Here is a 22,137-nt window from a genome sequence, read left to right on the forward strand (position 1 = left end):
TCTTTCAGCAAGGACCGCCTGATCGTGAAATTTGCCTACACCATCATCTATGTACCCGACGTTGCCGCCTCTCTGATGTTTTTCGAGAAGGCCTTCGGTTTCAGTCGCCGTTTCCTGCATGAATCCGGCACCTACGGCGAGCTTGAAACCGGCGACACCACGCTTTCGTTTGCGGCGCATGAGTTGGGCGAATTGAATTTCGACGGTGGCCATGTCCAGGCGCATGCCTCTAAAAGGCCGCTAGGGATGGAGGTCGGGTTCATGACCGAAGACGTGTTCGTCGCCCACGCCAAAGCGCTGGCCCACGGCGCGACGGAGCTGGCGCCACCCGCCACCAAGCCTTGGGGCCAGGTGGTGTCGTATGTGCGCTGCCCGGATGGCACGCTGGTGGAATTGTGCACGCCAATCGTAGGCTGAACGTGGCGCCGATGTAGGAGCGGGCTTGCTCGCGAAGGCGGTGAATCAGTGAGCCTGCTGGTTACTGACGCATTGCCTTCGCGAGCAAGCCTGCTCCCACTTTTAGACTGCGTTCGCTCATTCAATCAGGGCTTGAGCGGCCGCTCCTGATCTCGCTCGGAAAGCTCCGTACCATCGTCCGGATGCTTCCAGGTCTGCGGCTTTTCCTCTTCAGGCTGCCGCCGAGGTTGCTCATGCGCGTGCTCATCCCGGTGCTCGTGTTTGTCAGCCATTGCCACCTCCCATCCGTAAGAATTGGTCACAGCTTCAAGCATAGAACAGTGGCGAGATTTTGGACGCCAGCAGCGATTGATAGCCATGACGCATCAATGCATCCAAATTACTCACTTATCATTTCTAAATGTGTCAGCCACTATCCGCGGTCTTAAGCGAAACAAGCACTTTAAAAAGAACGCTGGAGACACAAAACCATGACTAGCCCTTCCCGGCCCGACTCTGCTCGCTCGAAAGTTGGTGCGGTATTCCGCGTTACTTCGGGCAACTTCCTCGAACAGTTCGACTTCTTTCTGTTCGGCTTCTACGCCACCTACATCGCCGCCGCGTTCTTCCCCGCCGCTAATGAGTTTGCGTCATTAATGATGACCTTCGCCGTGTTCGGCGCGGGCTTCCTGATGCGACCGTTGGGCGCGATCATTCTGGGCGCCTATATCGATGACGTCGGTCGCCGCAAAGGGTTGATCGTGACCCTGTCGATCATGGCCAGCGGTACGCTGTTGATCGTGTTGGTGCCGGGTTACCAAACCATCGGCCTGTGGGCGCCGTTGCTGGTGCTGTTGGGTCGCTTGCTGCAAGGCTTCTCTGCCGGTGCGGAGCTGGGCGGCGTGTCGGTTTACCTTTCCGAAATGGCCACCCCGGGCCGCAAGGGTTTCTACACCAGCTGGCAGTCGGGCAGCCAACAGATCTCCATCGTGGTTGCCGCCGCATTGGGTTACGGCCTAAACGTGTGGATGCAACCGGCCGTGGTTGCCGATTGGGGCTGGCGTATTCCGTTTGCCATCGGCTGCGTGATTATCCCGTTCATCTTCTTGCTGCGTCGTAACCTGCAGGAAACCGAAGAGTTCGCCAACCGCAAGCATCGCCCGACCATGCGCGAAGTCCTGGCGACCCTGGTGAAGAACTGGACCGTGGTGATCGGCGGCATGCTGATGGTGGCCATGACCACCACCGCGTTCTACCTGATTACCGTGTACGCCCCGACCTTCGGCAAGACCGTGCTGCAACTGAGCACCTCCGACGCCCTGCTGGTGACCTTGCTGGTGGCCGTGTCGAACTTTGTCTGGCTGCCGATCGGCGGCACCCTGAGTGACCGTTTCGGCCGCAAGCCGGTGCTGGTGGCGATGACCGTACTGACCGTGATCACCGCCTACCCGGCACTGTCGTTTGTGGTCAACGCGCCAAGTTTTGGCCATATGCTGGAAACCCTGCTGTGGTTCTCGTTCCTGTACGGCATGTACAACGGCGCGATGATCCCGGCGCTGACCGAAATCATGCCGGTGGAAGTGCGCGTGGCGGGCTTCTCGCTGGCCTATAGCCTGGCGACAGCGATCTTTGGCGGTTTCACGCCGGCGATCTCCACCTGGTTCATTCACATCACCGAAGACAAGGCCTCGCCGGCGTACTGGATGATGTTTGCCGCGTTGTGCGCGCTGTGCTCGACCCTCGCGTTGTACCGCCGCGCCAATACCCGCGGGCAGGTGATGCAGGGGGCCGCATGATCAAGCCGCTGTGCAAAACCCTGACCGCCCTGGCCCTCGGCGCTTTGGCGCTGACGGCCCAGGCCGAAGAACTCAAGGTGATGACCTCCGGTGGCTTCACCGCCGCCTATAAACTGCTGGGCCCGCAGTACGCCCAGCAAAGCGGCGACACCCTCGACACCATTCTCGGCCCGTCCATGGGCAAGGCGCCGGAAGCGATTCCCAACCGCCTGGCCCGTGGCGAGCACGCCGACGTGGTGATTATGGTGGGCTATGCCCTGGATGACTTGATCAAGCAGGGCAAGGTCGACAAGGCGTCGCGGGTGGAACTGGCCGATTCGCGCATCGGCCTGGTGGTCAGGCAAGGCGCCGCGAAGCCGGCGATTGGCACCGATGCCGAGTTGAAAGCGGTGCTGAGCCAGGCCAAGTCCGTGGCGTATTCGGACAGCGCCAGCGGTGTGTATGTCGAGAAGGAGCTGTTCAAAAAGCTCGGCATGCCCGCCAAGGGCAAGATGATCGAGCGCATCCCGGTGGCTTCGGTGGTCGCCAAGGGTGAATACGAGGTGGGCCTGCAGCAGGTGGCGGAATTGTTGCCGGTGCCGGGCGTGACTTACGTCGGCAAGATCCCGGAAGACGTGCAATCGGTGACGCGCTTTGCGGCGGGCATTCCGGTCAACGCCCAACATCCGGCGCAGGCCAAGGCACTGTTGCAGTACCTGGCCTCGCCCGAGGCGCAACCGCTGGTGCAATCCACCGGGTTGGACTCGGTATCACACTGACCGAAACGGCATCTCCCGCACCAACCGTTCCAATTCCAGCGCCGCCGGCGGCAACGTCCGCCCGCGGCGCTTGATCAAGCCCACATTGCGCATCACCTGCGGCTCTACCAGCGGCACGCTTACCAGAATCGGGTGCGTGCCCGCCGGCATCGCAATCGACGGCACCATCGCCACGCCCAGCCCTGCCTCCACCAACCCGATCATCGTGGTCACGTGGTGGGTCTCGCAAATACTCGGTTTTTTCACCCGCACCCCACGCAGCGCCTGGTCCAGCAGGAAGCGGTTGCCCGAGGTTTTGTCCACGGTGATGTAATCGTGCTCGTAGGCCTCGGCCCAGGTCACGCTCTCGCGCTCGGCCAACGGATGATCACGCCGACAGGCCAGGACGTAGCGCTCCTGCAATAACAGTTCAAATTCCACTTCGTCGGCCAGGCTGCCACTGAAACTCACGCCAAAATCCGCCTCGCCACTTTCTACCGCGTTGCACACCTCGCCGGCGCTGGCGTCCAGTACGCGCAGGCGAATCTTGGGGTACAGCTTGTGGAATTCGGAGATCACGTGGGGCATGAAGTAGTAAGCGGTGGACGGCACGCAGGCAATGGTCACGTTGCCCATGCGCGTGGACGCCACGTTACTGATGCCCATCAAGGCGACATCGAGGTCGTCGAGCATGCGCTCCACTTGCGGCAAGAATGCCCGACCGACCATGGTCAGGCTGACCCGCCGCGTGGTGCGTTCGAACAACTTCACCTCGAGGGCGGACTCGAGCTTTTCGATGCGCCGGCTCAGCGCCGGCTGCGAGATGCGGATGGCTTCGGCGGCGCCGCGAAAACTGCCCTTGTCTACCACGGCGCGAAAAGCCTGGAGGTCGTTGAGGTCGAAGTTGATGATCACGGGATGGGCCAGGGTGGTCGATTTGGGGGGCATTATCGTATGGGCAGTGGTGGCGCGCCATGTGTGCCTGCACGGGTTTGGATTGATAACCCGGCGACAACGATGAAACCGGCGCTATCAGCGCGTCAGGTGCGCCCGCACCGCGATGACCTGCTACCTTCGCTGCGTACCCTGCCATCTTCGCGCTTCATCGCATTTACGGTGGATAAATCCAGTGAAGCGGGTGTCGATACAGGCAGTCTTCAAGCGAGGGCAGCGTTGACGCCGCTGATCGGCTTGAGTAGCAGAGACGAAAATGAGCAATACGGCCGGATTTGAACACGAAAAATCCACGAAACAATTCAAAAAAACCCAACTTAGTATAAATTGCACCGCAACAACTAAAGCCGTTCAAGGAGACTCTCGTGGCAACTCTTCACGCTCATACAATCCAGGCGCTGCAAACCCAACGCCCTGCCCTGCTGACCGAGTGGATTACGAGCCTCGAGGCTTCGGGAGCCACACGAAACGTCAAGGGTGATGACGTCAAACAGCAAGCGGGCGACTTCCTTAATTTGCTGATCGACGCGCTTCTGCAGGGCGGCTCACAGCAGGTAAGCCATGAAAACTGGGCCGAAACCCGGGTCTTCCTGGAAAAGCTGTCGCACAGCCGTGCCTTGATCGGCCAAGATTCGCAGCAGACTGCCAGCTTCATTTTCGCCCTTAAAGGCCCAGTGTTCAGCCTGCTGCAACGTGAGTACGCCGAACAACCGGCGCAACTGGCCGAGCAACTGTGGGAAGTGTCCGAGCTGCTCGATTCGCTGGGCATGCACACCATCCGCACCTTCCAGAAGTCCCGTGAGTCGGTCATCAAACGCCAGCAGGAAGAATTGCTGGAGTTGTCCACCCCCGTAGTGAAGCTGTGGGACGGCGTGCTGGCCCTGCCGATGATTGGCACCCTGGACTCGCAACGCACCCAGGTGGTCATGGAGTCCCTGCTGCAACGCATCGTCGACACCGGCTCGGAAATCGCCATTATCGACATCACCGGCGTGCCGACCGTCGACACCCTGGTGGCCCAGCACTTGCTGAAAACCGTCACCGCCATCCGCCTGATGGGTGCCGATTGCATCATCAGCGGCGTACGCCCACAAATTGCCCAGACCATCGTGCACCTGGGCCTTGACCTGCAAGGCGTGGTGACCAAAGCCAACTTGGCGGATGCCCTGGCGCTGGCCCTCAAACGCCTGGGCGTCACCATCAGCAAGGCTGTCTAAGCATGGAACGCATCCCTATTTTGCAGATGGGCGATTTTTTGCTCGTGACCATTCAGGTCGACATGCACGACCAGTTGGCCATGACGCTGCAGGACGACCTGTCCGAGCGCATCAGCCGCACGTCGGCGCGCGGCGTGCTGATCGACATTTCGGCGCTGGACATGGTCGACTCGTTCATCGGGCGCATGATCGGCACCATTTCCGGCCTGTCGCGCATCATGGACGCGCAGACCGTGCTGGTGGGCATGCAACCGGCGGTGGCCATTACCCTGGTGGAACTGGGCATGACCCTGCCCGGCGTGGCGACCGCACTGAACGTCGAGCGCGGCATGAAACTGCTGCGTGACCGGGTAGAACATTTATGAGCCAAGCCAGCAGCGGCACGCATCCCGTGCTGATCGAACAGGACGTTGTGCTGGCCAGACAATTAGTACGCAGGCTGGCACAGGACTGCGGCATGCGCCTGATCGACCTGACCAAGCTGGTCACGGCCGTCAGTGAGCTGGCACGCAACACCGTGGTCTACGGCGGCGGCGGGTACATGGATTGGAGCGTCGTCGAAAGAGACCATCGCCCCGGCCTGCGCCTGACCTTTCGCGATGAAGGCCCCGGCATTCCCGACCTCAAGCTGGCCCTGACCGACGGCTGGACCTCCGGCAGCGGCCTGGGCCTGGGCCTGACCGGCGCCAGGCGCCTGGTGGACGAGTTTGAACTGGAAACCGCACCCGGCGAGGGCACACGCGTGACGATCACCCGATGGACCTGAATATTCCCAGCGCCTTGACCCAAGTGCTTTTGATCGAAGATGTCAGCCAAATCGGCTATGCCCGGCGCAGCGCCCAGCAGCTTGCCGAGCTGCTGGGTCTTGATGAAACCGACGCCGGGCGCGTGGCCCTGGTGGCGACCGAACTTGCCAGCAACATCCTCAAGCATGCCGCCCATGGCGAGCTGCACCTGCGCGCTACGGGCAATCAGGGCGTAGAAATGATTGCCGTCGACCGTGGTCAGGGCTTCGACCTGGAAAGCTGCCTGGTGGATGGGTTCTCCACGGGCGGCACGCAAGGCATCGGCATGGGCGCCATATCGCGTGTGGCCCAGGTCTTTGATGTGTATGCCGATCATCGGGGCACGGCGATGTTGGCGCGGCTCTACCCACGCACGTCGAACACGCGGGATATCCGCTATGGCGTCAGCCAGCATTCGTTGCACGACGATCCGGCCTGTGGCGACGCCTGGCACCTGGCAATCGAAGCGGGCCGGTTCAGCGTGATGGTTGCCGACGGCCTGGGCCATGGCAGCGAAGCGGAACGGGCAGCGCGCGCGGGCGAAGAGGTGTTTGCCCAAGACCCCTTCCAGGACTCGGCCACGTTGCTCAACGACATGCATATCGGCATGAACGGCACCCGGGGCGGCGCAGTGGCCGTGGCGCAATACGACGCCGTGGCTGACCGGCTGCGTTTCACCGGCGTGGGCAACATCGGCGCCAGCCTGATTGCCTTCGGCAAGTCGCGCGGGCTGGCGTCCCACCCGGGCATCGTCGGCGTGCAGTTTCGCAAGGCGCAACCCTTCGACTACGCTCAGGTCAGCGGCCAACTGCTGATCCTTTACAGCGACGGGCTGCAGTCACGCTGGAACCTTGCGGACTATCCCGGGCTTTGCCACCGCCACCCCGCCCTGATCGCCGCCATCCTTCACCGTGACTTCTGTCGCGGCCGGGATGACGTTACCGTCTTCGTGATTGCCCTGGAGGCCATTGATGGCTGACACCATTGCTTCGCTCACTGAGCAAGTGCAGCGCCTGCACCAGGAAGCCGACGCCTTGCGTGCCGAGTTGGATGAGACCAACCAGGGCGTGCTGGCACTGTATGCCGAACTGGATATGCAGGCCGATCAGTTGCGTCAGGCATCAGACCTGAAAAGCCGCTTCCTGTCGTACATGAGTCATGAATTCCGCACGCCCCTGGGCTCGATCCTGAGCATCACCAGCTTGCTTGCCGATGAACTCGACGGCCCCTTGAGCTCCGAGCAGCAGACCCAGGTAGGCTTCATCCGCAGCTCGGCGCGCGAGCTGCGCGAGATGGTTGACGACCTGCTGGACCTGGCCAAGATCGAGGCCGGGCGCATCACCATCTCGCCTGCCTGGTTTGACATGTTCGACCTGTTCTCGGCATTGCGCGGGATGTTCCGCCCGATTGTCGACGCCTCGTCGGTGGACCTCATCTTTGAAGAGCCCGCAGGCTTGCCCAAGCTCTACACCGATGACAAGAAGCTGGCGCAGATCCTGCGCAACTTTATCTCCAATGCCCTGAAGTTCACCTTGCAAGGTGAGGTGCGCGTGTCGGCCCGCATGGAAAGTGCGCACGAGATCCGCTTTGCGGTACAGGACACTGGCCTGGGCATTCCTGCCGAGCTGCACAACAACCTGTTCGAAGACTTTTCCCAGATCGACTCACCGCTGCAAAAACGCCTGCGCGGCACCGGCCTGGGGCTCTCGCTGTGCAAGCGCTTTGCCGAGTTGCTCGGTGGCAGTGTCGGGGTGCAAAGCGCCCCAGGCGTCGGGTCGATGTTCTTTGTGATCATTCCTCTGTCTATTGCGGGCGGGCCTGTTGATGAATCGTGACATCCAACTGCTGATCGTCGACGACAACGCCGCCACCCGCTATGCCCTGCGCCGACGCCTGGAAAGCCATCACTACCACGTGCTCGAAGCCGGCACCGGCCAAGAGGGCCTGGACCTGATCGCGAGCAAACAGATCGACGGGCTCATCCTCGACGTCAATCTGCCGGACATGAGTGGCTTCGACATCGTGCGCGCGCTGCGCGCCGACCCGGCGACCGCTCTGCTACCGGTGGTGCACGTCTCGGCTGCGTCCATCGAGACGGGCGACATCATCACCGGCCTGGACGCCGGCGCCGATGCCTACCTGATCCACCCGGTGGACCCGGACGTGCTGCTGGCAACCCTGCGCACGTTGCTGCGCGTGCGTGATACCGAATACGCCTTGCGCGAGAACGAGGCGCGCTTTCGCGAAATATTCTTCAACATCAGCGCGCCGATCGCCGTCATGGACCCGCAGTTGAAGGTGCATGAATGCAACCACGCGTTCGCCCAACTGATCCAGGACAACCTGAACCCTGACGCCTTGCTCGAATGCTTCGCCAGCGATCAGCAGGCCGTCATTCAGGAGCTGTGCCTGCGTCTCGCCGCGGGCGAGCGCTGGAAAGGCACCTTGCAAATGCAAGTCGATGGCCAAGTGCGCGAAACCGAGTGGCAAATCTCGCCCTATCGCCGGGCCGAACTGAGCCTGGTGTTTGTCGAAGACGTCACCGAGCATCGCCATCGCGAGCGCCATCAGCTGGCCGAGCTGACCAACGCCACCACGCAGTTGGCGCGCACCGAGGCGCAGTTGCTGCAGGCACAGAAGATGGACGCGCTGGGCAAACTCACCGGCGGCATCGCCCACGACTTCAACAACCTGCTGACCGGGATCATCACCAGCCTTGAGCTGATCAAAAAACGCCTCGACACTCAGCATACCGAGAAGGTCAAGGCTTATGCCGACGCCGCATTGAGCTCGGCCCTGAGCGCCGCCGGCCTGACCAACCGCCTGCTCGCGTTTGCCCGCCAGCAGCCTCTGGACACGCGCCCGGTGGATATCAACGCGCACATCCGCTCACTGGAAGAGCTGCTGGTGCGCACGATCGGTGAACACATCGCGCTCAAACTCGAGCTGACGACCCACCCGGCCGTGGCGCTGGTCGATCCGATCCAACTGGAAAGCGCAGTGCTGAACCTGGTCATCAATGCCCGCGATGCGCTGCCCAAGGGCGGCAATATCTGGGTGACCACCTACCCTGCTTACTCCAACGGCAACCTGAAACTGGAAAACGGCGCCTACATCGCGCTCTCCGTGCGCGATAACGGCGTGGGCATCGAACACAGTGTGATCGACAAAGTGTTCGACCCTTTCTTCACCACCAAACCGCTGGGCCAGGGCACCGGGCTGGGGCTGTCGACCATCTACGGCTTTGCACGCCAGTCCGGCGGCGACGCACAGATCCGCAGCGTCACCCGCCAGGGCACCGAGGTCACCATCATGCTGCCCGCTGCCTCGGGCCCGGCGAGCGCAACCACCAAGCCCGTTGCGGCGCCCGGGCTCAGCAGCGGCGAACACGTGCTGATCGTCGAAGACATGCCCTCGGTGCGCAGCTTCGTCGCCGAGGTGCTGGTCGACGCCGGTTACCGCTGCAGCCTGGCGGCCGACGGTGATGAAGCGATCGCCACCCTGAACCAGGACACCAGCATCGACCTGTTGCTTACCGATGTCGGCCTGCCTTACATGACCGGGCGGGAATTGGCCGATGTCGCCCGTGGCCTGCGTCCTACGTTGCCGATTCTGTTCATGACCGGTTATGCGGAAAACGCAGCGAATCGCCAAAGCTTCCTGGGGGAAGGCATGGACCTGATCTCCAAACCGTTCCATATCGACGAGTTGCTGGAGAAGATCCGACGCGGGTTGGATGGCCTGCCAGGCACCGAGTAAGGGGGACACGCAGGCCGCCCCGGCTAAATTGCAGGATGCCGTGCGGTGGCAGGCTTGGTACGGTGACCGGCCTTGCAAGCGGCTACCGGCACCGAACAATGACTCAATCCAACAAGAACTATCGGCCCCTGCGCCTCGCATCGTGGGCGCTCGGCCTGCTGTGCACCGCCACCCTGGGCTTTTTTGCCTGGCAAAGTTTTTACCCGGTGCGCGCCGCCGATTCGTGGAGTTACCAGGTTTTGCACACCGATGTGGCCAAGGCCGCGTCGTTGATGCCCATGGCTGACGGCTCGTTGATGGTCACCCAGGAACTCAAGGACGGGCTGGGCAGTATCGTGCACATCCGGCTGGATGGAACGCGCGACGTCGTGCTGGGCAACCTGTCCAAACCCGACGGAATGTTGGCCACGCGAGGCGGCTGGGTGTTCAGCCAGGAAACCGGCAACGCCCCCGTCAGCTTTCTCAAGGACGGCGCGGTCACCGAATTGTTCAAAGGCGAAAACGTGCAAGGCTTGTGGGATGACGGCGACTACCTCTATGCCATCGAAGACCGCAGCCATGCAGGGCGCCTGCTGCGCTATCGCTGGAGCGACCAGAGCATAAGCGTAATACGCGAGGGCCTGGACCAGGCGGAGTCGATTATCCGCTGCACGGATGGCCGCATGCTCTACACCAAAAAGAAAGAAGGCATGGTGCGCGAACTGACCGCCGACGGCAGTGACCCGGTGGTACTGGCCAAACTTAACCAACCGACCTTTTTGATGTGCGATGAGCGGGGCCTGTGGGTCAATGAAGATTCCACCCACCGCGCACGCTTGTTGCTGATCGACAAACAGGGGCGCCAGCAGACGATTCTGTCGTTTTTGAAGGCGCCGCAATCGATTGTGCGAACCGCAGACGGCACTTACCTGGTGGCCGAAGGTGGACGCAATCGGGTACTCAAACTGGTGAACAACGCGCTGGCGGCGGCCGGCGACGGCCACAAGCCCTGACGCCGCCCCGAGACAGACCGAACAGCGGCTACTGGCAAGTGCCGCCTTTGTGGTGCGAGCCTGTGCCGCCCACCGGATGCGTGCCCTTGGGGCACGCCGCCGCGAACATCGGGGTAACCATCAAGACCACCAGTAACCCAACCAACGAAAGCTTTTTCATACGACCCTCCGTGACGATCACGACGCGTGATGGCACAAAGATATCACGCATCTACGGAAGTTATCGCCTGCGCATTACACCCACGCCTTGGCGCCGCTGAAAAACGCCTGCGCATTGCTGTCCAGTGTTTCCAGGTGATAGCCACCCTCCTGCACAATCACGCAGGGTAAGCCCAACTGCCGGACGCATTCGCCCAAGCGCGCAAACCCTTCACGCGTCACCGCCACTTTGCTTTGTGGGTCGAGTTCATAGATGTCGAACCCCAAGGACAACACCAGCACATCCGCCGAGAACGCCTTGACCGCCGCCAAGGCCAGCGCCAGCTTTTCGAAGAACACCGCTTCGCTGGCGCCATGGGCCATGGGCAGGTTGAGGTTAAAGCCTGCACCGCCAGCCACGCCGCGCTCGTCGGCAAAGCCTGCGACGCCCGGGTAGAAGTTGGTCGGGTCGCCGTGGATCGACACATACAGCACGTCGTCACGGTCGTAGAAAATCTCCTGGATGCCTTGGCCGTGGTGCATGTCGGTGTCCAGCACGGCCACGCGCGCAAAGCCTTCGCGCAGAACCTGAGCGGCCACCGCCGCATTGTTGATGTAGCAGAAACCACCCGCCGCATCGTAACGAGCATGGTGGCCCGGCGGGCGACACAGCGCATAGGCCGCCGGCGCGCCGTCAAGGATATGCTTGGCAGCGGCGACGGCACTTTGCGCCGACCAGTACGCCGAACGCCACGTCAACTCGCCGACCGGGCAACTGCCATCCGCCAGGTAACGCGCAGCCTGAGCGAGGATGCCGCGCAGGGCGTTGGGTTCGCGCACGAAGATATTCGACATGACTTCGTCGCCCCAGTCCTCGGGGATCTCCTTCCAGCGCGAATGCGCTTCCTGCAAAAACGTCAGGTAAAGCGCGCCGTGCACGCCCAGCAATGGTTCAAGGCCGTAGTCAGCAGGCGGCTGGATATCGAAGCCCAAGGTCTGTGCGGCCAACAGCAAGTTGCGCGCGCGCTCGGGGACCTCCTGGGGCGTGCGCATCTGACCGCGGGAGTAGTAGCTGCGCGGATGGTGCAACAGTTGTTCGGGGTGGAAAAATGTACGCATGAGATGCTCCTGTATAAACGCCCAACCTGCAGGCGCTGGCGTGCCGGCGCCTGCAGTCGAATCTGGTCAGACGTTAGCGTTGAGTCGTTGATCAGCTTGGCCTGCGCGCTGCAACACGGCGTTAAGCAGCACATCGGTGCCTTGGCGCACATCCTCGGGCAGCACGTCTTCAGCTTCGTTATGGCTGAGTCCACCGACACACGGGATAAAAATCATCGCCGTCGGGCAGTACCGTGCCAGGTGAATGGCATCGTGGCCGGCGCCGCTGACGATGCGTTGCTGGCTGTAGCCCAAGGCATCCACCGACGACTGCACGCACGCCACACAATCGGCATCGAACGGCGTTGCCGGGCTGATCCAGTGCGCACTGATGCTGACCGTCAGGCCGCGCTTCTCGGCGATGGCGTGCAGGCGCGCGCGCACCTGTTGCTCCATGGCTTCAATGTCGGCGTCGCGGTGATGACGCAGGTCGACAGTGAAGGTCAACAAGCCGGGAATGGTGTTGCGCGACGACTTGCTGATGCTTAACTCGCCGACCGTGGTCAGGCCTTCGGAGGCGAAATCGGCGGCGAGGTTTTCCAGCGCCTGGATCATTTTTGCCGCGCCATACAGCGCGTCCTTGCGCAGGGGCATCGGCGTGGTGCCGGCATGCGCGGCCACGCCTTGGACCCGCACGTCGAGCCAGCGGATCGCCTGGCCACCGGTCACCACGCCAATGCTCTTGGCGTTGTCCTCCAGGATCGGGCCCTGCTCGATATGGGCTTCAAAATACGCGTCCACCGCGCCACCCAGGGGTCGCTCGCCGTTGTAGCCGGTGCTGCGCAAAGCCTCGGCCACGCTGATGCCGGCGGCATCGGTGGTGGCCAGCGCCTGGTCGAGTGCCAGGCTGCCGGTGAACACGGCCGAGCCAAGCATGGCCGGGCCATGCAATCACCCGCATCACCGAAGGCAACCTGATCATCGCCAGCGCTTCCGAAGAGCAGGCGCAAGTGGCCCGGGAGGTGGATCGCAACCTGACGAATATCCGTGATCTGTCGGCCCAGACGGCCGCCGGGGCCAATCAGACCACCGCCGCCAGTCAGGAGCTTTCGCGCCTGGCGGTTGACCTGAACACAATGATTGCGAAGTTCGTGGTTTAAGCCCGCCGCAAGCTGCTGGAACAAAACATCGGAAACGAAAAAGCCCCGTAGCGTGTTCAGCTACAGGGCTTGTGCCTTGGCGGCGTTGTTAACTCAGCGTCCGCGTTCTCTATTGGCCTGGGAGAGGACCGAGGCAGCGAGGGATTTGGTCTGGTCGCTGTATTTATCGCTCTGAAGCGCCTTCGCTGCTTTCTCCTCCATCCCGGCGCTCGTCTGCTTGTCTGTACCGCTCTGGGCCAACGCCGAAGCGGCAAGGCTTTTGGCAAGGGCCGAAGCGTTTGGATTATTGAGGGTTTCCGCCGCCAAAGTGGCCATCTTGCCGGAGGTTTTCTTGGTGTTTTTGCTCATGATGCAACTCCTTTGCTGTGTGGGATTTCCTACCTGAAAATCGCTGGACCACGATAGTGAGTTGCAGAACAGGTCGCAACGCGCTGCCTGTAGGCAACGTTTGGGAAACCGGTACGAAAGGCGCAAGCGTGATGTAAGGCGTCTAATCGATTGCACTGATGGTTATTATCGAAACGCTCGCCTGTGTGATTGCCCAACCCGCTTCCTATAATCGCCCCCACTCTCCCTTCCCCTCGCCTGCTTCAGGCGACATGTCCCTATGGAACCCAATACCATGCCAAGCGCCAGCCCGGCTCCCAGCGGCCTTCCCGAACATAATCAACAGAGCGTCAAACAGCAGTGGCTGGCGATTCTCTCGGTCGCCGTGGGCGCCTTCGCCTTGGTGACCAGTGAGTTTCTGCCGGTGGGCGTACTCAACGACGTTGCCAGCGACCTCGGCATCAGCGCCGGCCACGCCGGCCTGATGGTGACCCTGCCCGGCATCATGGCCGCCCTGGCCGCGCCGTTGCTGTCTGTCAGCATTGGCGCCATGGACCGTCGTTACCTGCTGATCGGCCTGACGCTGATCATGATCATCGCCAACTCGGTGGTGGCCTACGCCAGCGATTTCAGCGTGCTGTTGTTCGGCCGCGTACTGCTGGGCATCAGCATCGGCGGCTTCTGGGCGACAGCGATCGCCCTCAGCGGGCGCTTGGCACCCAAGGGTGTGGGCGTAGCGAAGGCCACGTCGATCATCATGATGGGAGTGACGCTGGCCACCGTGCTTGGCGTGCCTGTTGGCACCTGGCTCAGTGGCCTGATGGGCTGGCGCATGACCTTTCTGGTGACCGCGCTGGTGGGCGTGCCGGTGCTGCTGGCGCAAGTCCTCCTGCTGCCACGCCTTACCCCGGAAAAAGCCATTCAGGTCCGCGACCTGCCGGCCTTGTTCATCAACCCACAAGCACGGGTCGGGTTGATCGCCGTCTTGCTGATCGGGCTGGCGCACTTTGCGGCCTACACCTATGTCGCGCCCTTCTTCAAAAACAGCTCCGGCTTCGACGGCCCAACGATTGGCTCACTGCTGCTGCTTTACGGTGTGGCCGGCGTGATGGGCAATGTCTTTGCCGGTTTCGCCGCCAACCGCAGCGTCCGTTACACCTTGCTGCTGGTCGCGCTGATGATCGGCACCAGCACCGCGCTGTTCCCCTACTTCGCCACCGGCATGACCGGCGCCGCGATGTTGATCGGGCTGTGGGGCTTCGCCTTCGGCGCCTTCCCGGCCTGCGCCAGTATCTGGATGTTTGTAGTGGCGCCCAAGGATGTCGAACGCGGCATGCCACTGTTTGTTGCCTTGTTCCAAGTGATCATTGCCTTGGGTTCGTTCTTTGGCGGACGGATCGTCGATCAGATGGGCAGCGCGATATTGTTGAGTTTGGCGACGGCGTTGGTCGGCTGTGGGTTTGTGACGGTCTTGGTGCTGGGGCGCAATGTGAGCAACAGCTTGGTGGCGCAGCCCGGCTGACCAGGGAGGAATGACTGAAAGGCCTGCTGGGCGTTGAGCTCAGCAGGCTTTTTTAGTTTTAGATGTTAGACAGGATCTTCCGTGTTTATCCGCCGGGAAATCATGCTCAAATAGATCCACCAGCGTTTGGCTTGTGCATTGTTTTGCTAGGAATACATATCGCTTGAAGGACAGCACTGATGAATGCAATCCATCGAATCCAATAATTACTCACAAGAAACTCCAGAGGAGACGAAAAAAATAAAATAGATCCGTGACGAGCTACGTTATATTGCACCGTCCCCCAAAGTAGAACGCCAGCAAGGCACAGCCAAAACCATTTCTCTTTAAAGCCTTCACCAGAAAGACGCCTGCTAATTGAATAACTACACAAGAAAACCAAAACAGAAACTATAAAATAAAATAAAGTTAAAAAAATATTATCACTGCTCATTTATTCTTTATATCTCTAGTCAAATTATCCATCGTCACTCCGTCAGCAAACGCGTCAAAAACTAAGGTAAATTTGCTAGCCTCGACATATCCACGTTGATAGTCACTACGAACATAACGAAACAGACGCCAAGAATCAGGCTTTAAAACCAACCTGGTCGCACCATACACTGACATCAATAAATCGCCGCCTCCATACGCCATATTTCCTTCAAACTCACCACCGCCCATTGCTTTAGCAACTTGGTGGTAAACCTTGCGCACCGGCCCTTGAGTGTCCGAGCGGCGCTCCCACAAATTGCGTCCGCCCTCATAGACATTATTGGCTCCGTGCGCCATCAACGGCACTCCAGGGACCACACATAGCGCACCGATAGACCCGTAACAAATCCCTGCTCCGGCCGCGAATTGCAGTGCACCTGCAATCATCCCAATACCCTGTCGAGAAATTTCCATTGACTGGTCAAGCAGGCTTTTTTGCTCGTTCTCCAAGTCCCTAAGACCCTGCTCTGGGGACTTTTTACCCTGCTCCACATCGTGGACAATACTTCTCGCGAAAAACGCTACCTCACGGTTGAACTGCAGTCGCAGAACTCCATCTTTGATATGTCGTGCGCTCACGGTACACGCCTGGTTAGCCAGAATGCTCCCAGCACGACTGACCTGCCAAAAATCGCAGCTATCGAACCTGTCGCCATCCACTCTGTCCGTCAAGGGTTTCACTCATCGCCTCCCCAAGCGCTATAGCCTGTTGTGCCAGCAAGGTGGTGAGCCCACGTGATGCTCCGATAACGAATCGCTAGATGTTCCTGTGGTTCGGCATCGTTTTGTAAAATGACATGCGGCATATCCAGCGTCAGGTCTGTGATAACACCGCCTTCAATGGAGATTGAGTAAAACTTTTGCTGCTGTCCAAAGGAAGATATTCGATAAAAGTTAATCGTACATTCAATTTCCTCTCTACTTGAAAGCGCTTGAGCGAGTAAGGGTGACGATTTATCAACATTTTTTGTGAGCACAATTGGGCGATGCGTCGGCTTGTTCACGTTGCCAATATTCGCCATGTTATGGCTGTATGAGAGCGCCATGATTTCATCTAAATGGCCCGGCTGACACTTATTACCTATCGATTCCTGACTTGAACAACCCGCTGAAATCAATCCTTGAACCTTACCGGTGATCGACATATAACCAGTGTTCGCCATGGGTAACCTTCTCGTACTCAATCAATCGGCTGAGTAGACTATTACAGCGATCAAGGATGCACGTGTAGGACGCGTCCGGTTCTCAGGAAAATCTGAGACTTCTGATTTCAGCGCACTGTCGTCGTCATAAATGGCGTTGAGCGCATCGGTAGGTCGGGAGTAAGCCTTTTCACGATGTAACAACACGTTATGAAGAACTTACTAATCTCTGCTTTCAAACAGGACTGGGTGGCAGTTGTCCTCGGGTGTTCTGATGACCGAGGAAGATCAAGCCATTGAAGGAATGGCAAAAACTTGGCGATACCGTTCGTCAGTCGCTCACGGAGGAATGGGTATAAGTACTGAAGATCTCCGGATTGACGCTAACCGACTGCATGGAATGCCTGATGGCTACAGCCCAAGCGACGTAGCAGCCAGGCTAATTTTTCAGGTGACTGAGTAGAAACACCGTCGCTGGGGCGACCTTTGATATACCAGATCGTGATCAGGTTTATCGGAAAGCAACTGAGCGATTGAGCCTGCCGCCGATTTATAAGCCAACGCAAAAAAGCCCCGTAGCTTATTCAGCTACGGGGCTTTTTCTATGTAATGGCGGAGAGATAGGGATTCGAACCCTAGGTACCGGTGAAGGTACAACGGATTTCGAATCCGTCCCATTCGGCCACTCTGGCATCTCTCCAACGGCGCGCATCATAACAGTGTGTTTCGCGGAAGCAAACCCCAAATGCGATTTTTTTCCGTGCTATCAGATGCTTGCGTCGATTAAAGCGGTACGCCGAGACGATTGGCGACTTCTTCGTAGGCTTCGATAACGTCACCGAGGCCCTGGCGGAAGCGGTCTTTGTCCATCTTCTTCTTGGTGTCTTTGTCCCACAGGCGACAGCCGTCCGGGCTGAATTCATCGCCCAGGACGATGGAGCCGTCGTGGAATACGCCGAATTCCAGCTTGAAGTCGACCAGCAGCAGGCCAGCGTCGTCGAACAGCTTGCTCAGCACCTCGTTGACCTTGAGGGACAACTCCTTCATGCGTGCCAGTTGCTCAGCGGTGCCCCAACCGAATGCCACGACGTGGGATTCGTTGATGAACGGGTCGCCCTTGGCGTCGTCCTTCAGGAACAGCTCAAACGTGTAAGGGTTGAGCTTAAGGCCCTCTTCCACGCCCAGACGCTTGACCAGGCTGCCGGCGGCGTAGTTACGCACAACGCATTCAACCGGGATCATGTCGAGCTTCTTGACCAGGCACTCGTTGTCGCCCAGCAGTTTGTCGAATTGGGTCGGGATGCCCGCCGCTTCGAGTTTCTGCATGATGAAGGCGTTGAACTTGTTGTTCACCATGCCTTTGCGGTCGAGCTGTTCGATGCGCTTGCCGTCGAACGCCGAGGTGTCGTTGCGAAACAGCAGGATCAGGCGGTTGGCGTCGTCGGTCTTGTACACCGACTTGGCTTTGCCGCGGTAGAGTTCTTCACGTTTTTCCATGATGGGCTCCGCTTGCTAAATGGTGGGCTAGGCGATGTGTCGCCAGTCGAGCCCTGAATCTTGATCGGCCAGTTGCAGCCAGTCCGGGTCGCACCCGAGGGTGTCGACAAAACATTGCCGGGCCAGCTGCGGCAGGTTGTTCTTGCTGCTCAGGTGGGCCAGGACCAAGTGCTGCAGGTCTTGCCAGCCCAACTCATACACCAGGTACGCCGCCTGGTGGTTATTCAAATGTCCCAGCTCGCCGCCCACCCGTTGCTTGAGGAAGTACGGATAATGACCGCGCGCCAGCAAGTCTCGACAGTGGTTGGACTCGATCATCAATGCATCGAGGTTGCGGTATCCGTCCAGCACCTTGGAACAGTAGGAACCCAGGTCGGTGAGCACGCCAAAACGTCGCTCTCCGTCGCTGAATACATACTGCGTGGGCTCCTGGGCATCATGCGCAACGGCAATCACATCGATGCTCAACGCACCAATCTGCAGCTGCTCGCCGCCAGCCAGGAAACCTGCAGGTTCTATGGGTTTGCGCATCCCGCGCTGTGTGCCGCGACTCAGGTGCACCGGAAGATTGTAGCGCCGAGACAGCAAACCCACGCCATGCACGTGGTCGGCATGTTCGTGGGTCACTAGAATCGCGCTCAGCTGTGCGGGGTGAACCCCCAGGCGCAGCAGGCGCCGCTCGGTTTCTTTTAACGAGAAACCACAATCCACCAGCACGTACGTGTCGTCGTGGGCGACCAGCGTGCCGTTCCCTTGGCTACCGCTGCCGAGAACGGCAAAACGCATTGGATCAGCCCAGGTTGTCCTGAATCACGCCCAACACTTTGCGCGCTGTTTCAGCCGGCGCAACGGTGTTGATGTTTTTCTCGACGGTGACTTGCACGCTTTCGCCCACTTTGCTCAAACGAATCTGGTAGCGCTCGGCGCGGGTTTCGACCTCTTCCTTGGTCGGCTTGCTGCCGAACAGTTTGCCGAAGAAACCTGGCTCGTCGTCTTTCTTCTCGGCTTTTTCAGCCACGTTGATGTAGTACAGACCCAGGCTGCGGTTGATGTCTTCAACGCGCCATGGGCCTTTCTCCAACGCGCGGCCAACACTGGCCCAGGCACGGTCGAGGTCTTCACCCAGGTTCAGTACCACGTTACCGCTGCCGTCCTCGGTGAGGCTGACGCGGTTCGGCGTGTCGTAATCACGCGCAGCGAGAAGCGACACCGAACCGCCCTTCTCGGAGATACGGCTCATGCTGGCCAGCATCTCGTCGACCAGCGCGGCGTCCACGCCCATGTTGACCGAACGCGGGGTGAAATCGACAGCGGCGGTGCTGCCGGCGGGACGCTCGGCGCTGACCACGTAGACTTCACTGGTATTGCGCTGCACGCCCGGCTCGATGCGCACACGCACACGGGCTTCGCTGTCAGCGGCTACACCGCCGGCCTGCAGGCGCTGGGCCATGTTGGCGGACAGTTCGCTGCTGCGCTGCCAGGCAGTGGTGAATTCACCGGTCTGCGGGCGTTGCTGGTCAATGCGAAAACCGTTGTCCTGGAAAAACTGCACCGCCACTGGCCAGACTTCGGCAGGCGGGCGCTGGGCGATAATCCAGCGGTTGTCGCCGCTCTTCTGCAGGCTGTAGTCGCTGGCATCAGCCACGGCCGAGATCGGCTGTGGACGTGGCACCACGTATTCACCCTTGGTGGTGTCGTCGGCGACGTTGCGCGGAATAGGCAGCAACGGGTCAAGGCGCTTGGCGACATTGACGTCCGGCGGCAGTTGCATCGGTTTGGTTGCTTGTGCTTCCAGGTAATCGCTGCCGCGGTCACGGAAGTAACCATCCGGGCCCCAAATCCAACCGCAGCCACTGGTGCTGGAGATAATCAAGGCAAGTGCGGAAAGTCCGGCCAATCGCTTCATGCGTAGTGCTTCCTCAATTAAACCAGGACGCCGGACTGGCGCAGGGCCTGTCGCAGCGGTTCGTGACAGGCTTCGCTGAGCCGGGTGAGCGGCAGACGGATACCGTCCGGCATCAAGCCCATCTCAAACAGCGCCCATTTCACGGGAATAGGGTTGGATTCAATAAACAGTGTTTTGTTGAGCGGCATCAGCTTCTCGTGGATCGCGCGGGCGGTCACGGCGTCACCGGCGATGGCGGCGGCGCACAGTTCGCTCATGGCGCGCGGGGCGACATTGGCGGTCACCGAGATGTTGCCCTTGCCACCCAGCAGGATCAGCTCGACAGCCGTGGCGTCGTCACCGGAATACACCAGGAAGTCGCTGCTCACGCCGGCCAGAATGTCCTTAGCGCGCTGCAGATCACCGGTGGCTTCTTTGATACCAATGATGTTCGGCACGGTGGACAGGCGAATCACGGTCTCGGCCTTCATGTCGCAGGCAGTGCGGCCGGGTACGTTGTAGAGGATCTGCGGGATATCAACGGCTTCGGCAATGGTGCGAAAGTGCTGGTACAGGCCTTCCTGGGTCGGCTTGTTGTAGTACGGGGTCACCAGCAGGCAGGCATCGGCGCCGGCTTTCTTGGCATTTTTGGTCAGCTCGATCGCTTCACGCGTCGAGTTGGCGCCCGTGCCGGCGATCACGGCGATACGGCCCGCAACGCGCTTGACCACGAATTCGATCACCTGGATGTGTTCTTCCACATCCAGTGTGGCCGACTCACCTGTGGTGCCGACCGCCACAATGGCGTTGGTGCCCTCTTGCAGGTGGAAGTCCACCAGTTTGCCCAGGCTATCCCAGTCGAGATGACCTTGTGCATCCATGGGTGTGACCAGTGCCACCATACTGCCCGCAATCATGCAACCGCTCCTGCCGGAAAAAGAGAGCCGTAATGGTACTGGCGCCAAGATGCTTGTACAAGCGAAGTACCGCCTGAGGATGCGTTCTGGGGCAACTAAACGGTGGGCAATGCCATCATTGGGTCAAAGCGTGCCTTGAAGCACGCTGAAATCAGACCGATCACGCAATGAAAACGCCACCTCCTATCCCTTGGCGGCGGTTTTCGCTACCCTTCATCCTTTGATCGATACAGCCCTGACCGTATCGACCGCTCATCGTTTTAGGAAGGCTGCATGTCCACCCCCACAGTTCGCGAACAATTCCTTGTTATCAGTGCCCTCGGCGCCAACCCCATGGAGCTGACCAACGTCCTGTGCCGCGCCAGCCATGAAAACCGCTGCGCCGTCGTAACCTCTCGCCTCACGCGCCATGGCGAGTGCAGCGCGCTGGTGCTGCAGATTTCCGGCACCTGGGACGCCTTGGCCCGCCTGGAAACCGGCCTGCCGGGCCTGGCCAAGAAGCATGACTTCACCGTCAACGTAGTGCGCAGCGCTGCACTGGAAAACCGCCCGCAGGCCCTGCCTTACGTGGCATACGTCAGCTCGGCTTACCGTTCGGACATCGTCAATGAGCTGTGCCAGTTCTTCATCGACCACAACGTCGAACTCGAGAACCTGACCTGCGACACCTACCAAGCGCCACAGACCGGCGGCACCATGCTCAACGCCACGTTTACCGTGACCTTGCCGGCGGGTGTGCAGATCAGTTGGTTGCGTGACCAGTTCCTGGATTTCGCCGATGCCCTGAACCTCGACGCCTTGATCGAGCCATGGCGCCCACAGAACCCAATGTAAGGAAGTCTCTATCCATGCCGGTAGTCATCGATAAACCCGTGGCCGATTTCGAAGCCCAGGCCACCAGCGGCCAGACCTTCAGCCTCGCAGCCCTCAAGGGCAAGCAAGTGGTGATCTACTTCTATCCGAAAGACAGCACGCCGGGCTGCACCACCGAAGGCCAGGGCTTTCGGGACCAGTACGCAGCGTTCAAGGCCGCCAACACCGAGGTGTTTGGCGTGTCGCGCGATAGCGTGAAGTCCCACGAAAACTTCAAGGCCAAGCAGGAATTTCCCTTCGAGCTGATCAGCGATAAGGACGAAGCGGTTTGCCAGCTGTTTGATGTGATCAAACTGAAGAAGCTTTACGGTAAGGAATACCTGGGCGTTGATCGCAGCACCTTCTTGATCGACAAGGACGGCGTGCTGCGTCAGGAATGGCGTGGCGTGAAAGTGCCAGGGCATGTGGACGCTGTCTTGGCGGCGGCGCAGGCGCTGAGCAAGGCTTGAATGGTTGGGGGCGAACACC

The 22,137-nt window shown here is 60.0% G+C and carries 26 protein-coding genes, 1 tRNA gene and 2 pseudogenes; 15 read left to right on the forward strand and 14 right to left on the reverse strand.

The genetic code is table 11. From position 1 onward, the window contains the following. The first annotated feature begins 24 nt into the window (after positions 1–24). A complete protein-coding gene (locus AC19YS_RS10625; protein ID WP_106576986.1) occupies positions 25–417 on the forward strand; it encodes a VOC family protein in 393 nt (130 codons plus the stop codon). Positions 418–542: 125 nt separating this feature from the next. Here the strand turns inward: AC19YS_RS10625 and AC19YS_RS10630 are convergent, their stop codons facing one another. Further along, the gene (locus AC19YS_RS10630) at positions 543–689 is read right to left on the reverse strand and encodes a hypothetical protein (protein ID WP_164487912.1); all 147 of its coding nucleotides are present in this window, start codon (positions 687–689) and stop codon (positions 543–545) included. Positions 690–887: 198 nt separating this feature from the next. On the opposite strand from AC19YS_RS10630, the gene AC19YS_RS10635 reads away from it, so the two are divergent. Both AC19YS_RS10635 and AC19YS_RS10640 read left to right on the forward strand, forming a co-directional pair. Next, positions 888–2,192, forward strand: coding sequence for an MFS transporter (locus tag AC19YS_RS10635; protein ID WP_106576988.1), 1,305 nt, complete (start codon positions 888–890; stop codon positions 2,190–2,192). After that, positions 2,192–2,950, forward strand: a complete 759-nt coding sequence (locus tag AC19YS_RS10640; RefSeq protein ID WP_119740778.1) for a substrate-binding domain-containing protein — start codon at positions 2,192–2,194, stop codon at positions 2,948–2,950. Before AC19YS_RS10635 ends, AC19YS_RS10640 begins: the two co-directional genes overlap by 1 nt. Here AC19YS_RS10640 and AC19YS_RS10645 read toward each other — a convergent pair. Next, on the reverse strand, positions 2,942–3,844 hold the full coding sequence (locus AC19YS_RS10645) for a LysR family transcriptional regulator (protein ID WP_106577295.1): 903 nt from the start codon (positions 3,842–3,844) through the stop codon (positions 2,942–2,944). The genes AC19YS_RS10640 and AC19YS_RS10645 overlap by 9 nt on opposite strands. A gap of 102 nt (positions 3,845–3,946) precedes the next feature. Here AC19YS_RS10645 and AC19YS_RS10650 point away from each other — a divergent pair, with 102 nt between their 5' ends. The 8 genes from AC19YS_RS10650 to AC19YS_RS10685 all read left to right on the forward strand — a co-directional run bounded on the left by AC19YS_RS10650 (position 3,947) and on the right by AC19YS_RS10685 (position 10,636). Further along, positions 3,947–4,162 carry a hypothetical protein gene (locus tag AC19YS_RS10650; RefSeq protein WP_500601660.1) on the forward strand — a complete coding sequence of 72 codons (216 nt, stop codon included), beginning with the start codon at positions 3,947–3,949 and terminating at the stop codon, positions 4,160–4,162. An 86-nt stretch (positions 4,163–4,248) separates the two neighbouring features. Further along, positions 4,249–5,100: an STAS domain-containing protein gene (locus tag AC19YS_RS10655; RefSeq protein ID WP_500601661.1), complete on the forward strand. Its 852-nt coding sequence runs from the start codon at positions 4,249–4,251 to the stop codon at positions 5,098–5,100. 2 nt (positions 5,101–5,102) lie between these two features. Then, positions 5,103–5,465 (forward strand): STAS domain-containing protein, encoded by a 363-nt coding sequence (locus tag AC19YS_RS10660; protein WP_200623269.1) that lies wholly within the window; start codon positions 5,103–5,105, stop codon positions 5,463–5,465. Beyond that, positions 5,462–5,866 (forward strand): ATP-binding protein, encoded by a 405-nt coding sequence (locus tag AC19YS_RS10665; protein ID WP_106576991.1) that lies wholly within the window; start codon positions 5,462–5,464, stop codon positions 5,864–5,866. Before AC19YS_RS10660 ends, AC19YS_RS10665 begins: the two co-directional genes overlap by 4 nt. Beyond that, entirely contained in the window at positions 5,857–6,864 is a 1,008-nt protein-coding gene (locus AC19YS_RS10670; RefSeq protein WP_500601662.1) for an ATP-binding protein, read from the forward strand. The genes AC19YS_RS10665 and AC19YS_RS10670 overlap by 10 nt, the downstream gene beginning before the upstream one ends. After that, entirely contained in the window at positions 6,857–7,720 is an 864-nt protein-coding gene (locus AC19YS_RS10675; RefSeq protein WP_500601663.1) for a sensor histidine kinase, read from the forward strand. The genes AC19YS_RS10670 and AC19YS_RS10675 overlap by 8 nt, the downstream gene beginning before the upstream one ends. Continuing rightward, complete coding sequence (locus AC19YS_RS10680) at positions 7,710–9,644, forward strand: response regulator (RefSeq protein WP_500601665.1); 1,935 nt, start codon at positions 7,710–7,712, stop codon at positions 9,642–9,644. Before AC19YS_RS10675 ends, AC19YS_RS10680 begins: the two co-directional genes overlap by 11 nt. A 98-nt stretch (positions 9,645–9,742) precedes the next feature. After that, positions 9,743–10,636 carry an SMP-30/gluconolactonase/LRE family protein gene (locus AC19YS_RS10685; protein WP_214246559.1) on the forward strand — a complete coding sequence of 298 codons (894 nt, stop codon included), beginning with the start codon at positions 9,743–9,745 and terminating at the stop codon, positions 10,634–10,636. A gap of 28 nt (positions 10,637–10,664) precedes the next feature. Here the strand turns inward: AC19YS_RS10685 and AC19YS_RS10690 are convergent, their stop codons facing one another. The 3 genes and pseudogenes from AC19YS_RS10690 to AC19YS_RS10700 all read right to left on the reverse strand — a co-directional run. Then, positions 10,665–10,796 carry a hypothetical protein gene (locus tag AC19YS_RS10690; protein ID WP_256586935.1) on the reverse strand — a complete coding sequence of 44 codons (132 nt, stop codon included), beginning with the start codon at positions 10,794–10,796 and terminating at the stop codon, positions 10,665–10,667. Positions 10,797–10,870: 74 nt separating this feature from the next. Beyond that, entirely contained in the window at positions 10,871–11,893 is a 1,023-nt protein-coding gene (locus AC19YS_RS10695; RefSeq protein WP_500601667.1) for a histone deacetylase family protein, read from the reverse strand. A 66-nt stretch (positions 11,894–11,959) separates the two neighbouring features. Beyond that, positions 11,960–12,814, reverse strand: a pseudogene (locus AC19YS_RS10700) (hydantoinase/carbamoylase family amidase); the annotation flags it as partial. A 23-nt stretch (positions 12,815–12,837) separates the two neighbouring features. On the opposite strand from AC19YS_RS10700, the pseudogene AC19YS_RS10705 reads away from it, so the two are divergent. Beyond that, a pseudogene (locus tag AC19YS_RS10705) lies at positions 12,838–13,032 on the forward strand (methyl-accepting chemotaxis protein); the annotation flags it as partial. 93 nt (positions 13,033–13,125) lie between these two features. On the opposite strand, the gene AC19YS_RS10710 reads toward AC19YS_RS10705, so the two are convergent. Beyond that, positions 13,126–13,380: a hypothetical protein gene (locus AC19YS_RS10710; protein ID WP_179606794.1), complete on the reverse strand. Its 255-nt coding sequence runs from the start codon at positions 13,378–13,380 to the stop codon at positions 13,126–13,128. Between the two features lie 274 nt (positions 13,381–13,654). Here AC19YS_RS10710 and AC19YS_RS10715 point away from each other — a divergent pair, with 274 nt between their 5' ends. Next, complete coding sequence (locus AC19YS_RS10715) at positions 13,655–14,881, forward strand: MFS transporter (protein ID WP_500601668.1); 1,227 nt, start codon at positions 13,655–13,657, stop codon at positions 14,879–14,881. 106 nt (positions 14,882–14,987) lie between these two features. On the opposite strand, the gene AC19YS_RS10720 is transcribed toward AC19YS_RS10715, so the two are convergent. The 8 genes from AC19YS_RS10720 to dapA form a co-directional block, all read right to left on the reverse strand. Further along, the gene (locus AC19YS_RS10720; protein ID WP_500601669.1) at positions 14,988–15,314 is read right to left on the reverse strand and encodes a hypothetical protein; all 327 of its coding nucleotides are present in this window, start codon (positions 15,312–15,314) and stop codon (positions 14,988–14,990) included. After that, positions 15,311–15,934, reverse strand: a complete 624-nt coding sequence (locus AC19YS_RS10725) for a DUF4225 domain-containing protein (RefSeq protein WP_500601670.1) — start codon at positions 15,932–15,934, stop codon at positions 15,311–15,313. Before AC19YS_RS10725 ends, AC19YS_RS10720 begins: the two co-directional genes overlap by 4 nt. A gap of 98 nt (positions 15,935–16,032) precedes the next feature. Next, positions 16,033–16,518: an Hcp family type VI secretion system effector gene (locus tag AC19YS_RS10730; protein ID WP_500601671.1), complete on the reverse strand. Its 486-nt coding sequence runs from the start codon at positions 16,516–16,518 to the stop codon at positions 16,033–16,035. A 589-nt stretch (positions 16,519–17,107) separates the two neighbouring features. Next, positions 17,108–17,197, reverse strand: a tRNA-Ser gene (locus AC19YS_RS10735). Positions 17,198–17,280: 83 nt separating this feature from the next. Next, complete coding sequence (gene purC / locus AC19YS_RS10740; RefSeq protein ID WP_016971341.1) at positions 17,281–17,994, reverse strand: phosphoribosylaminoimidazolesuccinocarboxamide synthase; 714 nt, start codon at positions 17,992–17,994, stop codon at positions 17,281–17,283. Between the two features lie 27 nt (positions 17,995–18,021). Beyond that, on the reverse strand, positions 18,022–18,780 hold the full coding sequence (locus AC19YS_RS10745; protein ID WP_500601672.1) for an MBL fold metallo-hydrolase: 759 nt from the start codon (positions 18,778–18,780) through the stop codon (positions 18,022–18,024). Positions 18,781–18,784: 4 nt separating this feature from the next. Further along, a complete protein-coding gene (gene bamC / locus AC19YS_RS10750) occupies positions 18,785–19,900 on the reverse strand; it encodes an NlpB/DapX family lipoprotein (protein ID WP_106577011.1) in 1,116 nt (371 codons plus the stop codon). A 17-nt stretch (positions 19,901–19,917) separates the two neighbouring features. Further along, the gene (gene dapA / locus AC19YS_RS10755; protein WP_106577012.1) at positions 19,918–20,796 is read right to left on the reverse strand and encodes a 4-hydroxy-tetrahydrodipicolinate synthase; all 879 of its coding nucleotides are present in this window, start codon (positions 20,794–20,796) and stop codon (positions 19,918–19,920) included. Positions 20,797–21,069: 273 nt separating this feature from the next. On the opposite strand from dapA, the gene AC19YS_RS10760 reads away from it, so the two are divergent. Together AC19YS_RS10760 and AC19YS_RS10765 are read left to right on the forward strand one after the other, a co-directional pair. Further along, positions 21,070–21,630: a glycine cleavage system transcriptional repressor gene (locus AC19YS_RS10760; protein WP_003172487.1), complete on the forward strand. Its 561-nt coding sequence runs from the start codon at positions 21,070–21,072 to the stop codon at positions 21,628–21,630. Positions 21,631–21,644: 14 nt separating this feature from the next. Further along, complete coding sequence (locus AC19YS_RS10765) at positions 21,645–22,118, forward strand: peroxiredoxin (protein WP_145162901.1); 474 nt, start codon at positions 21,645–21,647, stop codon at positions 22,116–22,118. Positions 22,119–22,137 lie beyond the last annotated feature (19 nt).

It is taken from the genome of Pseudomonas sp. MF08831 (assembly GCF_059862645.1).